The organism is Pseudanabaena sp. 'Roaring Creek' (genome assembly GCF_001402795.1).
Lineage (GTDB): Bacteria > Cyanobacteriota > Cyanobacteriia > Pseudanabaenales > Pseudanabaenaceae > Pseudanabaena.
The window spans coordinates 1-16572 of the sequence record NZ_LIRE01000770.1; the positions used below are offsets into that span (position 1 = coordinate 1).

Annotated in this window: 13 protein-coding genes; 8 read left to right on the top strand and 5 right to left on the bottom strand. The window is 44.2% G+C overall.

Annotation, left to right across the window (positions count from 1 at the left end; translation table 11 throughout):
• The first annotated feature begins 460 nt into the window (after positions 1-460).
• The 3 genes from AC805_RS24255 (at position 461) to AC805_RS24265 (ending at position 4108) form a co-directional block, all read left to right on the top strand.
• Entirely contained in the window at positions 461-2173 is a 1713-nt protein-coding gene (locus AC805_RS24255) for an MHYT domain-containing protein (protein ID WP_055077796.1), read from the top strand.
• A gap of 126 nt (positions 2174-2299) precedes the next feature.
• Positions 2300-2935 carry a ribonuclease HII gene (locus AC805_RS24260; protein ID WP_055077797.1) on the top strand — a complete coding sequence of 212 codons (636 nt, stop codon included), beginning with the start codon at positions 2300-2302 and terminating at the stop codon, positions 2933-2935.
• A 12-nt stretch (positions 2936-2947) separates the two neighbouring features.
• The gene (locus AC805_RS24265; protein ID WP_055077798.1) at positions 2948-4108 is read left to right on the top strand and encodes an exonuclease subunit SbcD; all 1161 of its coding nucleotides are present in this window, start codon (positions 2948-2950) and stop codon (positions 4106-4108) included.
• Between the two features lie 162 nt (positions 4109-4270).
• Here the strand turns inward: AC805_RS24265 and AC805_RS24270 are convergent, their stop codons facing one another.
• Positions 4271-5230: a Uma2 family endonuclease gene (locus AC805_RS24270; protein ID WP_072143742.1), complete on the bottom strand. Its 960-nt coding sequence runs from the start codon at positions 5228-5230 to the stop codon at positions 4271-4273.
• 249 nt (positions 5231-5479) lie between these two features.
• Here AC805_RS24270 and AC805_RS24275 point away from each other — a divergent pair, with 249 nt between their 5' ends.
• On the top strand, positions 5480-8491 hold the full coding sequence (locus AC805_RS24275) for an SbcC/MukB-like Walker B domain-containing protein (RefSeq protein WP_055077799.1): 3012 nt from the start codon (positions 5480-5482) through the stop codon (positions 8489-8491).
• Between the two features lie 252 nt (positions 8492-8743).
• Here the strand turns inward: AC805_RS24275 and AC805_RS24280 are convergent, their stop codons facing one another.
• Positions 8744-10033, bottom strand: coding sequence for a glucose-1-phosphate adenylyltransferase (locus tag AC805_RS24280; RefSeq protein WP_055077800.1), 1290 nt, complete (start codon positions 10031-10033; stop codon positions 8744-8746).
• A gap of 234 nt (positions 10034-10267) precedes the next feature.
• Here AC805_RS24280 and AC805_RS24290 point away from each other — a divergent pair, with 234 nt between their 5' ends.
• The 3 genes from AC805_RS24290 to AC805_RS24300 all read left to right on the top strand — a co-directional run bounded on the left by AC805_RS24290 (position 10268) and on the right by AC805_RS24300 (position 14402).
• Positions 10268-11602, top strand: a complete 1335-nt coding sequence (locus AC805_RS24290; RefSeq protein WP_055077802.1) for a hypothetical protein — start codon at positions 10268-10270, stop codon at positions 11600-11602.
• Between the two features lie 270 nt (positions 11603-11872).
• Complete coding sequence (locus tag AC805_RS24295) at positions 11873-13087, top strand: DUF2252 domain-containing protein (RefSeq protein WP_055077803.1); 1215 nt, start codon at positions 11873-11875, stop codon at positions 13085-13087.
• Between the two features lie 502 nt (positions 13088-13589).
• Positions 13590-14402, top strand: coding sequence for an SIMPL domain-containing protein (locus tag AC805_RS24300; RefSeq protein ID WP_055077804.1), 813 nt, complete (start codon positions 13590-13592; stop codon positions 14400-14402).
• A 314-nt stretch (positions 14403-14716) separates the two neighbouring features.
• Here AC805_RS24300 and AC805_RS24305 read toward each other — a convergent pair whose 3' ends face one another.
• The 3 genes from AC805_RS24305 to AC805_RS24315 form a co-directional block, all read right to left on the bottom strand.
• A complete protein-coding gene (locus tag AC805_RS24305; RefSeq protein WP_055077805.1) occupies positions 14717-15106 on the bottom strand; it encodes an alr0857 family protein in 390 nt (129 codons plus the stop codon).
• A gap of 101 nt (positions 15107-15207) precedes the next feature.
• Positions 15208-15741: an HNH endonuclease gene (locus AC805_RS24310; protein WP_055077806.1), complete on the bottom strand. Its 534-nt coding sequence runs from the start codon at positions 15739-15741 to the stop codon at positions 15208-15210.
• 81 nt (positions 15742-15822) lie between these two features.
• Positions 15823-16131 carry a hypothetical protein gene (locus AC805_RS24315; protein ID WP_055077807.1) on the bottom strand — a complete coding sequence of 103 codons (309 nt, stop codon included), beginning with the start codon at positions 16129-16131 and terminating at the stop codon, positions 15823-15825.
• A 92-nt stretch (positions 16132-16223) separates the two neighbouring features.
• On the opposite strand from AC805_RS24315, the gene AC805_RS24320 reads away from it, so the two are divergent.
• Positions 16224-16559 (top strand): hypothetical protein, encoded by a 336-nt coding sequence (locus AC805_RS24320; protein ID WP_055077808.1) that lies wholly within the window; start codon positions 16224-16226, stop codon positions 16557-16559.
• The last annotated feature ends 13 nt before the right edge of the window (positions 16560-16572 follow it).

Here is a 16572-nt window from a genome sequence, read left to right on the forward strand (position 1 = left end):
AAGATAAATTTAAAGATAAAATTAAAGATAAATTTAAAGATAAAATTAAAGATAAATTTAAAGATAAATTTAAAGATAAAAAAAATTAGCTAATTTCAGCAAAGTTTTTTAGCTATTAATTCACCCAGACGAATTGAGAATTGATATAAAATATAATTTCTGGGATTAGCTAAACGCAATTAAACACCAAAACCCAAAGCCATTAGCCCATAAGCATCGCACGCCAAAGGCTGTAGCTCTGTTTGTTTAAAGATGCCCAGTTACTTGCCTATTTCTTTTTAGAATTATCTGCGAAATTTATCTCCAAAATTCAACTTTTTTATCATCTTAAATTTTGATACTCCCTTTCCACCAAAGAAATAGACATCAAAAAACAATAATTAGCGTTGCGGCGCTTCGCGCCGCAACGTCTAATTTTTTACTGGAAAGGGAGTAAGAAACATTTTTTATTGCAAATTTTATGATTTATACCTTGACGACTAGCTATAACTTACAACTAGTTACGATTTCTATCCTAGTTGCAATATTAGCGTCCTATACAGCGCTCGATTTGTCTGAGCGAGTGAATGCAGCCCAAGGGCAGGCACAAATCGGTTGGTTGATTTGCGGTGCTGCCACCATGGGGATTGGGATTTGGTCTATGCACTTTATCGGGATGTTGGCTTTGCGCCTACCGATCGCAATTCACTACAATTTCTGGATGGTTTTGGCTTCTATTTTGCCAGCGGTGATGGCTTCTGGATTGGCTCTTTTTGTGATGAGTCGTCCCTTCGCTTGGCTTCCCCTATTAGGAGGAAGTTTTTTAATGGGAAGTGGTATTGCTTCAATGCATTATCTGGGGATGGCATCAATGCATATTCCTGCTTCCATTACCTATGATTTACAAGTCGTAACCTTTTCCGTTGCAATTGCGATCGCTATTTCCTTCATTGCTTTATTGATCGTTTTTCGGCTCAGGGAAGATCGCTCCCTAAACCATTTTCGCCACAAGATTTTAAGTGCGATCGTCATGGGTGCGGCAATTCCGACGATGCACTACACGGGTTTAGCGGCGGCTTCTTTTACTTCAAGGACGGATATGGAGCGATCGATGCTAGTTAGCTCTGAAAATTCAGCCTTGCTTGCTGCCACTGTGAGCATTGGAACTCTGATCGTTTTGGGAGGAGCCCTATTGACATCCTTTTTCGACCGTCGTCTCCTCGCATCACAGGAAAGCGAACGCCAAACGCAGGCTCAAGCTCAGCAACTACGAGAATCCGAAGCTCAGCTCAGACAACAGACTCAAGAATTGCAAGCAACAATGCAAGTTTTGAACCAGACTCAAGCCCAATTGGTGCAGAGTGAGAAGATGTCTGTCTTGGGTCAATTAGTGGCAGGTATCGCCCATGAAATTAATAATCCCGTTAACTTTATCCACGGTAATCTTCCCCACGTTCAAAATTATGCTCGTGACTTACTCAGGTTGCTCGCCCTATATCAGCAGCAATATCCCGAATCGAGTACAGAAATCCAATCCTTAGCCGCTGAAATCGATCTAGATTTTTTACAAAAGGATCTGATCAAAACGATCGACTCGATGAAGGTGGGAACCGATCGCATTCGCCAAATCGTACTGTCATTGCGTAACTTCTCCCGAATTGATGAATCGGATTGTAAAGCGGCAGATATTCATGAGGGGCTGGATAATACGATTATGATTTTGCAGCATCGCCTTAAAGCCAAAAAAGACCGTCCTGAAATTGCAATAATCAGGAAATACGATTACAACCTGCCCCTAGTTGAGTGTTATCCAGGACAACTCAATCAAGTGTTCATGAATATTTTGACCAATGCGATCGATGCCTTAGAAGAACTGCATCATAAGCAATCTAATCACCCGACCAAGGAAGACAGCGATCGCCAAGGTCAAATTACAATTCGGACATCGACTATCGATTCGCGTTGGGTACAGATCGATATTGCCGATAATGGTTCGGGCATTCCCGAAGCAATTCAACCGAAGATTTTCGATCCATTTTTTACAACTAAACCCGCAGGCAAAGGAACGGGGATGGGGATGTCTATTAGCTATCAGATCGTGAAAGCCAAGCATCACGGAGAAATAACTTGTATGTCTACCCCCGGCTTAGGCACGGAATTTGCAATTAAAATCCCTATTTGTAGCGATCGCTAGCTTGAGTTTGTGTCCTGTGTTAAATCCTGACTAGATATTTTGCTCTTATGCCGTTCTCATTGCGTTCTCATTGCGTTCTTATTACGTTCTAAGATATTCGGTAGAGCATAATTTAATTGAAATCCTGTGGAAAAAGAACAGATCCGATCGCTAGAGATTGCCAATTATCCCGTAGCAGGTGTAGATGAAGTGGGGCGGGGAGCCTTGTTTGGGGAAGTAGTGGCGGCGGCGGTAATTTTGCCGATCGCCCAATTAACGAATTTAGAAAATCTCGGTGTGACTGACAGCAAAAAATTGTCACCACAAAAGCGCGAAAAGCTGGATCTGCTGATTCGCGAAGTTGCCATCGCCTGTACCATTGGCACTGCGTCCGTGGTCGAAATCGATCGCATGAATATTCTGGGGGCAAGTTTGCTAGCCATGGAAAGGGCGATCGCTCAGCTACAACCACAACCCGATCACTGCTTGATCGATGGCAATCAACTTTTACGCTTTAAATTGATTCCACCCATTGCTCAAACTACTGTAATTAAAGGTGATTCTCTATCCATATCGATTGCGGCGGCGAGCATCGTCGCCAAGGTATGGCGCGATCGCAAAATGATTGAACTTGCCGATAGCTATCCAGATTATGATCTGGCGACCAATAAGGGCTATGGTACGGCTAAACATCGACAGGCGATCGTCAACCTTGGGTACAGCGATCTGCATCGAAAAACCTTTAAAATTAAAGAGATCGGTGAAAAAGACCAATTTGTTTGAGAAATTAAGACTATGCGTTTAATTCATACCTCTGATTGGCATTTGGGCAGGAAATTAAAAGGAGTAGATCGCACTCCTGAGATCGAATTTGCTCTAAACGAAATTCTGGACTATGCCCAAGCGTATGAAGTGGATGCGGTGATCATCTCAGGTGATATTTTTGATGTGCCGAATCCCACAACCGATGCTGAGCGAGTTGCCTATGAATTTTTCTATAAGCTTAATCAGTTGAGCATTCCTTCGGTAGCGATCGCAGGAAATCATGATTCCGCCAATCGAATCGATAGCCTCGCCCATTTGCTATCCCTTGCAGGGGTGAGAGCCCTAGGCAAACCGAGATTGGCGGAGGATGGGGGATTGGTAAACCTTGAGACCGCCAGTGGCAAACTATGCGTTGCTGCCATGCCCTTTGCCTCGGAAAGAAGATTATTAACATCCGATGATATGTGGAATTTAGATGCTTTCCAACAGAGGGCTGACTATAAGACTACGGTTACTTCTATCCTTCAAGATCTGGCAACAGGCTTTAAAAGCGATGCCGTTAATGTCATGATGGCGCATATGACCATTGAGGGAGCGAAGTTTGCAGGTTCAGAAGCCGCTTTCTATAGCGGAGATATTTACAGTCTTTCAGGACAATCTATTCCCTCAGAATCTCAGTATGTCGGCTTAGGGCATATTCATCGACCACAACAAATTCCCAATGCTGCGCCAACCTACTATGCAGGATCGGTAATTCAAGTAGACTTTGGCGAAGTTGGCGAAGAAAAAGGGTTTAATGTCATCGAAGTCGAAACAGGACGACCCGCCAAGGTGCAATTTCAGCCCCTTACTTGTCAAAAGCCTCTCAAAAAAGTGGAATGTCATATCGATCTTTTAGACGAGCAGCTAGAAATCCATCGCGACTATGGGGGCTATCTCAAATTTGCGATCGCCGTTGATACACCGCCCATGGGACTGGCTGATCGGGTTCGGAAGGCATGTCCTCAAGCCGTAATGGTGGAACCCAAATTAATCGTGAATGAATTGGCGAAGTTACCAGATCCCCAAGACTACGATCGCTTCGATCCGATTGCCGAGTTTCAAAATTTTTATCGAGATCGGGAAAAGAACTTGTCACCTGATGTGATTGAAGCTTTCAAAAGTTTGTATATGGAATTTAGTGATAAGTAACTAAGAGAGCTTAAAGCCTGTAGTGCAAGCTGTGCTTGCACTACAGGCTTTATCTCTGTTTTTTACAGCGCTTTACACTCAAATCCAAACCATGAAATTTTTTACAAGTGTTGCTTTGCAACACTTGTAAAAAATTTCATGGAGTTCCTGGGTCTAGAAAACTTACTGGTTGGCTAAAAGTTGGCGTAATCGTAGAATTTCCTGTTCGGCAAGATCGGCTCTTTGCTTTTCGACTTCAGCCCTTTGCCTTTCAGCTTCAGCCTTTTGCTTTTCGGCTTCAGCCTTTTGCTTTTCAGCTTCAGCCCTTTGCTTTTCAGCTTCAGCCTTTTGCTTTTCGGCTTCAGCCCTTTGCCTCTCGGCTTCAGCCTTTTGCTTTTCGGCTTCTAGCAATAATCGCTCTTCAGCAATTTTTTCCGATCCCCATAGCAGCAGGTGCTCGTCGGCACTCCACCAGCGCAGCCAATGGAAGGTTTGATCCAGTCTTGTGCCGTACCAAGTTCCTAGGTATAGGTCTAGGGATTCAAGGAAATAACGACCATTTTCATTCAGAGGTTGTAGCTCGTATTTACCCGAAGAGCTAAGTTTACGGATTTCTAAGCGTCCGTCTTCAGGATCGAAAATCACATAGATGGGAACTTGCAGTATTTGCTCGTAGAAGTACATCTTGCCGTAGGGATGGGTAGGTCGGGTAGAATATTCTCCCGTTTCCTCCTCAGAGAGAAATTCCATCACGATCGCAGGAACTACACCATCAATATGGGGGCTATAGCTGCGACGGATCACATTTTTGCCCACAGGATTTACCTGCGGCACGTAAAACCAATCGGGAGCTTTGACAATGGTTCTCTGGTTGATTCTCACTACGAGAGCCATATTCGAGGCAACGATCGTCTCAGCAGCGATGTGCTGTGCGATTTCTAAGCTTTCATTGAGCGCAGCGGCAAGGAGTGGTTGAGCAATACTTTCCACAGGATCGTCAGGTAATACAAAATTGGCAGGTAACTTTTCCCAGACTATATCGGGTTTGGCTTTGGCTTTGGCGATCGCCTCTAGCACTTCAGGCTGGATTGAATGAGCTGTAGTCGGGATAGTGGGTGGTGGCGTTACGATTACTTGAGTCATTGGTAGTTTCGCTAAATGACTAATTAGTTATTATGATTATAAGTAGTTCCGCATAATTAGAAACCAAAACCAGAGAGCATACCGTCCGCGTAGCGAGCGGTATGCTCTTCTACAGCAGTTCAAGGAAATTTTTGAAAGCGTTGCAAAGCAACACTTTCAAAAATTTCCTTAGTTTGGATTTGAGAGCAAAGCGCTGTAGGTTTTAAATTTACTTATGCTTAGCTACTTAATTAACTGTGCGTTTTACCTATGCGTCCCATTGAATTAATTGTCGAAGGATTTACTAGTTTTCGTTCCCGTCAAGTTTTAGATTTTTCTAGCCTTGATTTATTTGCGATTACGGGGGCAACTGGAGCAGGAAAGACCTCTTTATTAGACGCGATTACCTTTGCTCTCTACGATAAGGTGGCGCAAAAGCCCAACTCCTCAAAGGAATTAGTTAGCCAAGGCGCAGCACAGTTAAAAGTTGAATTTCGATTTCTGATGCGCCAGACCGAATATCGAGCCGTACGGACTTGGCGAAACCGTGGCAAAACCGATGTTAAGAATTTTCTATTAGAGCAGTTAATTAACGAAGAATGGGACAGATGTCCGACCCAAAAAATAGAAGAAATCCTTGGGATGGATTTTGAAACCTTTACCCGTGTGATTATTTTGCCTCAGGGACAGTTTGATGAGTTTCTCAAAGGTGAGGCTAACAAGCGGCGAGAGATCTTGCGACAGTTGGCAGGATTTCAGATTTTTGAGCAAATGCGGAAGGAGGCAAGCGATCGCACCAGCGGGTTTAAAGCCGAACGAGAGGGCTTAGAGAAAGTATTGGCAGGAATGCAAGCACCCACACTTGAAGAGGTACGGGAGCGGCAATCGGAATTAGAACAGTTAGAAATAGACATTCCTGAATTAGACGCAAAGGTAAGCAATGGGCGCAAGCTATTAGAATCAGAACGAAGACTATTCGAGCAAATTCAACAATATTGTGCTATTTCCAAACATTTAGAGCAATTACAGCAAAATGCTAATACCATTAAAGTTCGAGAAGCTCAACTGCGGAATACCCAATTAGCGAACTCGATTGTCGGAACTTGGACGCTATTTCAAACTGCGCGTAAGCGAGCAGACATTACTCTCACTGAATTAACCACAGCAAATCAAAATCTATCCAAGGCAAAGTTAGATCTCGAACAGCAAAAGGAGAGCTACGAACAGTTTCGCAATACTCACCTTGAGGCTCAAAAACAAATCGAAGCTCAAGAGCGCAATCTCGCCCTAGCCGAGTCACTCTACATTCAACAGCAGCAAGCCGAAGCCGAACTGGAGCGGGCTAAGCAAAATATGGCGGAGCGATCGCAGGTGCTTAAACAATCAATGCAAGGTTTAACGCAAGCCGAACGAGAATTTCACGATACCGAGCATCAATTACAAAAAATAGAGACAGAGATCGCCAATGGCGATCGCGATTCCCTCCGCCTCACTAGCCTCCGACAAATTGCTGAGCCTTTAGCTGAGTGGCAACTGCGCCAAGATAATTTGGGCAAACAACAGCAAAAGTTACAATTGTTGCAAGGGGAAAACCATAAACTGACCCAGCAATTGGAGAGAATACATCAGGCGATCGCTAATGCCGAGCAAGAGTTTCAAGCTGTCAGCGATCGCTTGTCAACTACCGAAGCCTCAAACCTAGAAGCTTTACAAAGCAATCATATCAATGCTTTACGTGCTGAACTCCACGATGGCGACCAATGTCCCGTATGTAATAATCTCTTCAGGCTCGAAGATGTCATCGAACGCCTTGAGATGGAACTAATTGACACAACTGCGGCGATCGCTCAGAAGGATCTCGTGGAACGACAACTAGTAAAACTCAATGAAGATCGCGTCAAAGTTACGACGAGTTTAGAATCTTTGCACCATCAGCAACGGGAGCAAGAACGGGAAATTACGGAATTAGAAGTGCAGATTCGGCAAGTCCAATCGCAGATTGACCATCTATTCCCAACCCCATGGCAAGCTGCCGATATTCTGCGTGAGCGCCAAGCACTCGAAAATAAAGAAACTACCTATCAACAACTCATCACCGCACAAACAGAAATCGCGATCGCGCATCAAACTAATGAGAACAACCTGAAGGCGCTTCGAGCAACCCAGCAATTAGCCCAGTCTGAATATAATAAAGCTGAACTAGAGCGATCGCTGAGACAGTCTCAATTACAGGAAATTCAACAACGCTTACAGGCACTCACGCATGGGCAGAGTTATACAGCGCTGCAACAGTTGGTTTTACAGTCAAAGCGAGAACTAAGCGATCGCTTACAAACTATCGAAACCTCCTACCAACAGGCGCGGGAAAGCTTTGCCAAACGGGAAGAAACAGCGACTAAAGCCCAAGAAAATTACCATAGCGTCATCTCCGAGCGATCGCAGCATGAAATAACTTGGCAAACAGAATTAAAATCCATCAATTTGTCGGAGTCAGAATTTCTTGCCGCTCAAGCTACGCGATCGCAGATAGAAGCATGGCAAAAAGAGATCGACAACTATCAACGTCAACACCAAGACTTAACAACGCGGGTGCAAATTTTAGCAGAGACGATCGGCGATCGGCATACTGACGAACATGCGATCGGCACACTAAGCGCCGACCTCCAACAACTAGAACTTGAATTAAAAGAGGCGAGCGAACATCGTGCTTCACTCAAAGCATGGCTCGAACAGGCTCAGCACAAACGTCAAGAATCCCAAGAATTAGAAACCCGTAAGATTTCTCTACAGGCTCAAGAGCAAACTTTCTACACGCTCGCCCAAGATCTCAAATCCGATAAATTCCAAGAATATATTCTCGATAGTCTCCAACAGGAGCTAGCTAACCGTGCTTCGATCCTGTTGCAGCAGCTTTCGGATAATCGCTATATTCTCCAGATCGAGAGCGGTGATTATTGGGTATCTGACAACTGGAATGGTGGAGAAAAACGTCGCATTCGGACTCTTTCAGGGGGAGAAACCTTTGCAGCTTCTCTTGCGATGGCCCTCGCCCTATCCGAAAAACTATCCATGGGCATCGAACTGGGCAGTCTATTTTTAGATGAAGGTTTTGGCACTCTCGACAGTGAAACCCTCGAAAGCGTTACCCAAATTCTCGAATCCCTTCGCCAACAGGAACGCTTAATCGGTGTCATTACCCATATTCAATCCCTTGCCGATCGCTTGCCTGCTCAGATCCACGTTCGCAAATCGCCCAATGGTTCGGAATTGGTAATGATCTAGCAATATCCCGATCGCCTGTTATACCAATTTCCAAAAGTGTAGCCACACTTTTGGAAATTGAAAACCAAGCCCAGCAAGGGTTTTAAAATCACAAAATGGCTACGCCATTTTGTGATTTGGTATTATACGAAAACCTGTAAAGTTGCGCCCCGTAGGGGCGCAACTTTACGGGTTTTCGTAATTTATTTTGCGCAAGCACTCATATCACAAAAAAGAGGTGTCACAAAAGTGACACCTCTTTTTTGTGATTTTTTAGATAATGGTGTTATCGGGAATAACGGCATTCTTAACAACTACAACAATACCGTTGCAGATACAATAGCCAAGATCTTCACGATTGACATCTTGAACGCGATCTTTGTTGATGATTTGCACATTTTTACCAATACGCGCATTCTTATCAATGATCGCATGGCGAATTACGGTATTTTCACCAATGCCCATAGGGACTCTATGGTTCTCAAGATCTGACTTCCGTTCATCTTCGGGCTGATAAAAATCACAACCCATTAGTAGAGTATCTTCGATCGTGCAATTAGCATCGATATGCATCCGAATGCCGACGACGGAGTTAGTGACGGTCGCTTGGTAAAGCATACAGCCTTCACCAATGATCGAATCTTTGACTTTGCAGTCATGAACCTTGCTAGGAGGCAAATAACGAGCGCGAGTATAGATCGGCTTTTTGGTTTCGTAGAAATTAAAGCCCGTCGCAGGATGACGAGTCAACTCTAAATTCGCCTGATAGAAGGACTCGATGGTTCCAATATCTTCCCAATATCCCTTATAGAGATAAGCTTGAACGTTCAACTTATGAATGGCATCGGGAATGATTTCTTTACCAAAATCAGTATGCTCAGGATTTTCGCTGAGCAGTTTTAGCATGGCTTGCTTGTTAAAAACGTAGATGCCCATCGATGCTATGAAGGGATTAGCGATCGCCTCTGCCGCATCCAGTCCCAGCTTAGTTGTATCAACACGCATCCCATCTAGAGCTTCGCCCTTGGGCTTTTCTAGGAAGTTAATCACCTTACCATCGCTGTCGGTTTTTAGCAGCCCAAATGCTGATGCTTTTTTCTGATCGACAGGTAATACTGATAGGGTAATGTCAGCGCCAGTTTCACGGTGATGTTGGACAAATTTCTCATAGTCCATGTTATATAAATGATCGCCCGATAAGATCAAATACTCACTGACATTCCAAGACTCTAGAAGCCATGCGTAGCGACGAACGGCATCGGCAGTACCTTGGAACCAGTCTGGGCTATCGGGTGTCTGTTGGGCGGCTAAAATTTCCACAAAGCCATCAGAATAGGAGGCGGGACGATAGGCTTGATTGACATGCCGATTAAGTGATGCCGAGTTAAACTGAGTCAGGATATAAATTTTTTCAATGCCTGAGTTAATACAGTTACTTACGGGGATATCGATTAATCGATATTTACCTGCTACGGGGACTGCGGGTTTAGCGCGTGTCTTGGTGAGGGGATATAGTCGGCTTCCCTGTCCGCCGCCCAGAATGATAGCCAGTACGTTTTTCATAAATTATTCGGATTATCTTGGCTTTTTTATTTGCATATTTTTTCTGAATGCAAACATTGTCTATCTTTGCGGGGATCGTTGCAAGTAATGTAAGAACAGAAATTCATAAAGTTATCGAAGTGTTGACGATCGCTTTTATAACAATTGGGATGGAGGGGAAACCGCTGGAACAAAATAACCAAGTTGCGAGTCTCCTAGGGCTAAGGTTAAAACTGTTTAATTTAGGGAAGTTTTATGGTGCTTGTGAGAAAAACTCTAGCTAACTCATGTTTTGCGTTACTAAGTGCGATCGTGAGCGCGAGTATGATCGCGATCGCTGCTACCTCCACACCGCAGCCCGCTAGGGCTGAACAACTAACTCTGGAAAATCTCGTCCAACAGGCTGCTTCTCAAGATCCCGCCACAGCACAGGAAGCGATCGCCAAATTACGCGATTTTAAGAACATCGGTGTTGATGCATTTTGGAAGACTTACCAAAGCGAACTACCAAATAATCCCCAATTACGCGCAAGTTTAGATGCCATTTGCCAACAAAAGGACTGCGATGCCTCGCGGCTGTATTGGTATAAGGATTTAGAAGCCGCTAAAGCTGCATCCAAGGAAACTGGTAAACCCATTTTGTCTTTGCGGTTGTTGGGCAATCTAAATGATGAGCTTAGTTGCGCGAACAGTCGTTTTTTCCGTACTGCACTTTATCCTAATGCAGCGGTATCTCAATTACTGCGCGATCGCTTCATTTTACATTGGCAATCCGAGCGTCCCGTTCCTAAGGTGACGATTGATTTTGGCGATGGGCGGAAATTAGAACAGACCCTCACAGGCAACAGCATTCACTATATTTTGGATAGCGAAGGTCGCCCGATTGATGCAGTTCCAGGACTATATAGCCCTCAAGTCTTTATCACAAATCTCAAGAGTGCGGAGTCGGTATTTCAATCATTGCGGGGGACTAACGGCGATCTCGACCTTCGCCGCGAAATTTTAACTAAGTACCATCGCGATCGCTATGCCAAACTCGCAGAAAGTTGGCAAGCCGATCTCACAAGGTTGCGGTTACCGTTACAGCCATTGCTGCCATTGACTGTTACCGATCCTAAGACTAGTGCCATGCTAGCGAGTCGTTTGACGATAGGTAAAGCTATGGTTGAATTACCGACTTTGAGTCGTACTAATGGCGAGCCTCTAGCTGAAGTTACCACCGCTTCACAATTCTCGAAACTAAGCGATGAAAATTGGGCGAGACTGGCAAGACTTTATCAAAACCGAGTCTACCTAGATCGGGGCAGCCTCAATATCATGCAGCGCAAATTATCGCCGACTGCCTCCATGCCAACAGTAGTAAGCAGTTTTGAACGCGCGATCGCTCAGGATACGGTTCGTAATGAATATGTATTTCACGCCCAGATTCATAACTGGTTTGCCAATGGCGAATTTACAGATAGCGATCCCGCCGTATTTGCAGCGCTCAATCGCCGAGTTTACGATCAGCTCTTCCTGACACCAGCTAGCGATCCTTGGTTGGGCTTGGTAAATGAAAATGTATATTCAGGAATTAGTAAAGTTAATTAGGTATAGCTGCCGCCAGTGTTGCCGCGCGGAGCACGACAACACTATTTTGGGCTTTGGGTTTTAATTTTGTCCTAACACCAATTCACGAAAGTGTGAAAACACTTTTGTGAATTAAACACCAAACCCAGTAAGGTTTTGAAATTCCCAAAATGGCGTTGCCATTTTGGGAATTGGTATAACAAGACTGGTGGCAGCTATATCACCCAAATCAAAAAGTGATAAACTAATGAATGTGTTCGGGAACACATCCATTAGTTTTAGGGACTGTTTATGGCAAAACGAAACATTCGCGCCCGTATTGAGAAATTTAATCTCAGCCAGCCACGAGACCCCAAACTGCTCGAAGCAAAATATGCGGCAATGCGGTCAGAGACCGAGAATCCCTTTGTTTTCTTTCGGGCTACCTGTCATCTTTTTTATGAAGACTTACCCATTACATCGTGGTTCAAAAAAGCCCCACTAACTTGGATTTGCGGCGATCTGCATATTGAGAATTTTGGGAATTATAAAGCTAGTAATCGCCGAGTTTATTTTGATATTAACGACTTCGATGAGGCAGTTTTAGCCCCATGCACTTGGGAAATTGCCCGATTGCTGACCAGTATTTTTGTGGCTACGGAAACCTTTGCTATCGGACAAGATCTTGCCGAAAAGCTCTGCCAGCAAATTATTGATTCCTATAGTCAAACTGTTGCTCAAGGTAAAGCCTATTGGATGGGAGATGATACAGCGCCTCAGGTTATCAAAGACATGCTGTCTCGCAAAACTGAGGTGAAGCGGAAGGAGTTACTTGAGGAGCGAACGGATCTAAGCAAGGACAAACAGAAACGCTCGATTAAAATTGATAACAAAAAGGCTTTAGCGATTTCTGACGAACAGAAGCAAAAAGTGCAAGGTTTCATGGAAACCTTTGCGGCTCAACAATCCAATCCGCAGTTTTTTAAATTATTGGATGTTGCCCAACGCATTGCGGGTAAGGGAAGTTTAGGGGTCGAGCGCTATGTTTTACTGGTGGAAGGCAAAGGATCGCCCGATGGGAATTATCTACTCGATCTGAAAAAATCTCTACCTTCTTCTCTTGCTCCCTATACCACCATTTGGGAACAACCAAAATGGGCAAATCAAGCCGATCGCATTGTCTCGATCCAAAGGCGATCGCAGGCCATCACCATCGCCTTTCTTAATACGATTGTTAATGCTACTGATTCCTTTGTATTGCGGGAACTTCAGTCTACCCTAAGTCCCACCGACCATTTAAAAATCACGAAATGGGATGATAATTTGGAGGAGTCCAAGGAATTGATGCGGGCTTTAGGTGAAGTGTTGGCTTGGTCGCATCTCCGCAGTAGCGGACAACAAGGATCGGCGATCGCCGATGAGTTAATTAACTTCGCCAGTAAATCAAAATGGAAAACGGAAATGATGGAATATGCGAAGACCTACAGCCAACAAGTCCATAAAGATTGGCAGGAATTTCGTCTATAGATTTTATATAAGTAGCTAGGCATAAGTAAACTTAAAACCCAGAAGAGCATACCGCCCGCTGCGCGGGCGGTATGCTCTCTGGTTTTGGTTTTTAATTATGCCTAGCTACTTATTAGAAAAGCAATGGAGATATAGCAATCCTAAATGAGTTGTAAGAGGCTTCGACTTTAGCAACCATTTAAGAATTGGATAGATCCCCCCAGCCCCCCTTAAAAAGAGGGGAGAATTAAATTCTTCCCCCTTTTTAAGGGGGATTGAGGGGGATCTCTTAGAATTTTTGACCGCAGAAAGTAATTCTTAAATGGTTTCTTACTCAAACAATGTATACCGATAGCTGAGCGAAGTCGAAGCTCCATTTTTCTCATAAACAATCTAGGACTGCTATAGATGTCATCAAAGCAGATCTTTGACTTGCTTTTCGTCAAATTAAGTCACAACAAAGTGAGACAATAAAAATAGCAAGTAATTTTAGACAGTGGCTAAAAGCTCTAGGAAATTAACTGTGATTAGACAATCCAAACTAAAACTTCTGGTTGCAATTGGAGTAATTTCAATTGGAGCGATCCTCCCTTCTCAGACTATCGCTGCACCAAGCGTTGTTTCTAATCAAAATTCAACCGTCGCACAGCTATTCTATCCCCCAGCCAACGATCAACAAATAATTGCAGTTGTGGGACAGGGTCATGCTTCAGTTCCAGCAGACTTAGCGCGTATTGCTGTAGCCTTGTCCAATTACACAAAGGAAAATTACGAGCGAGATCCACAAAAACCGCATAAAGAAGAGCCAGAGCCAGAGCCAATTACGGAATCTGCTCTGAACGATATCCTCAATAGCCTTAAAGCTAATGGTATTCCCAATGACAAAATTAAAGTGACTATCGATCCCTTCAAAGGACGCAATGCAACGATCGAGATCGAAATTGCAAAGCCTACTAAAGAGAAAGTAGCTCGGATTGTCAAATCAGTAAACAGTGCAGTTCCACAAAAGACTGAGCGTAATAAGATCCAACTTGAAAATGTATATGTGCAATATACAGTAAATAATTGTGAAACCGTGGAAACAGCAGCATATCTAGCTGCTGTGAAAGATGCCAAATTGCGAGCTAATGCGCTGGCGAAATCAATGGGAGTGAATCTTGCTGATGTGCCATCGATCGCCGAACTACCATTCTTAGGTCGTTTCTGGACTGCCTGTAGCCAAGACCCAGATATCACTGCCTCAATTTTTCCCCGTCGCGCTCTACCCTACAATCCTGACACTTTGCCTGAAGTTGAGCTATACCGCGAAATTGCTGTGACTTATCGTATTCGCTAATTTCTACAGTTTCTGATCCAACTACTTCCTTCTCAATAAATAATAAGTGTACCGCCTGCTCCGCAGGCGGTACACTCTTCTACTTTTTAAGTTTATTTATGCTTAGCTACTTAACGTCAGTTCGAGTTAAACTAACAAATTTTAAAAGCCCAAAATTAAAAGCCTTGCTTAGCAAGGCTTTTAATTTTGGGCATTGAGAAAGGGTTTGCTACCCAAACCCTTTCTCAATGCCCGTTTCAAATTATCCCGAACTCACGTTACTTAAATTATTTATTAGTCTGTTGATTAGAAAGGAAGCGCTTTGCGCTTCCTTTCTAGAAGTTAGCGAACGTTAGCGAAGACTCGCTGAGTTTCCAGAGCTTATGTAAGTAGAACTCAACGCGATCGCCTAAGGCTGTCACTAGAGTTCCTTCTTCCGCCGAGAGATCGCTAGAAATCCAAGTGCCGCTAAAGCAGACTTCAACATAGCGATCGTCAACTCTATCCACGCTAATCTTGCTAGCAAGGTGATCTGCCATCACCGATTTTAAGAATAGAAGGTCAACGACATCGGCGGTAAGGAGAAAGGCAGCCCGACTGGACTCAATATGGATGGACAAGCCCGATCGCAGACTGAGCAATGTTCGATTTGTGACAAAAGTCTCTAAAGAGACATCCAATCTCTCTAAATGCAATCCAGCTTCAGTGTAAGTGAGTTTCAACATTGGGATTGACTCTCCAGAATATACCGCTCTAAATAGGAGGCAATTTTCAAGTTGCTATGGACAACTTGAAAATTGCTATTTGAAAATTGCTATGTGGATCGCTATCCACTGTTGTTTTCTTGTTGCGATCGCCAGAATTTTTCGGCAAAAGCAATGGTGGGATGCATGGGCGCTTTGGGCTTAATATGCAGAGGCATATTGGCTTCTTGAGGAGTGCGGTTTCCCTTGCGGTGATTGCAACTCTCGCAAGCAATAACCACGTTTTCCCAAGTATTCAGTCCACCCTTTGCGCGAGGTATTACATGATCGATCGTCAGTTTTTTGTTGCTGCCGCAGTATTGGCAAGTGTGGTTGTCACGGCGCAAAACCTCTCTACGGGCAACAGGTGGGACTCGCCAAAATCTCTCCGATTTGGTCAAGGTCAGGCGAATATGTTCTGGCACTTGGAGAACCAATTTCGGTGAAATGATTTGCCAAGTTTGTTGGCTAAGCATGTCAAGGGGTTCGGCACGACCAGTGATTAACAAAGCGATCGCCCGCTTGATATCGATCTGACCGACTGGCAGGTAGTTCTGCGAAAATACAACTACCGATTGCCTTAATACTTCTGGTTCGTATTGGCTGATGGGCTTCATTGGCTTCTCCTCAAAGGTAAAAAAAATGCCCCCGCTTTCCTAGGGGTGAAAGCGGGGGCGAAAGACTTGAGCGTCTACTCGTTATGTTGGTACAGCAATATTTCTGCACCTCCCGCTTGGGTATGTCTCTGAATGAATTGCATTAATAACTCGGCTGGAGCTGGTAAATCTGCTGGAGCTGGCGAGAAATTCTCTTAGATAGCCGCCTTGTTTTGCCGAACGCTCGCAAGGTTCTAAATTGTCGCGATCGCCAAAAATATCGTCGCCGATTTCCATCGTATCCTCACCCAAAATGGTCGTGGCAAATCCAGATATGACCAAAGCATTGGCGCAATGCCCAACTTGGGGATATCCGATCTGATGCTGACTGATGGGCGAATAGAGGTTCATGGAAATGTACTTTGAATTATTGAGAAAGTCATACTACACTTGTAGTATAAACATGGATTCCCCACTTTGTAAACTAACTAGGAGAAAAAAATATGCAGACACTACACCAAATGCCTGCGACCACAGACATGGAAGTTACTAGCATTCGCCTAGAGCGAGAGCTAAAGGAAAAGCTCAAAGAACTGGCGGGAGGACAAGGTTATCAGGCTCTCATCCGAGGCGTTCTTTGGGATTATATTGATAATAAACAAATTGCACCGATACAGAAAAGGATCTCACCTGAACAGATCCGCGCCAGCGTCACGGCAACGGCGCAGAGAAATGAGTCCTGTGCTCTTACTGGCAAAACTATTAGATCGCAAGAGTCGATGTTTTTAGGATTGACGACCAGTGGTGATTGGGTTCCCCTGAGTGTGGGCAGTCTTTAAAAACTAAGAAGGG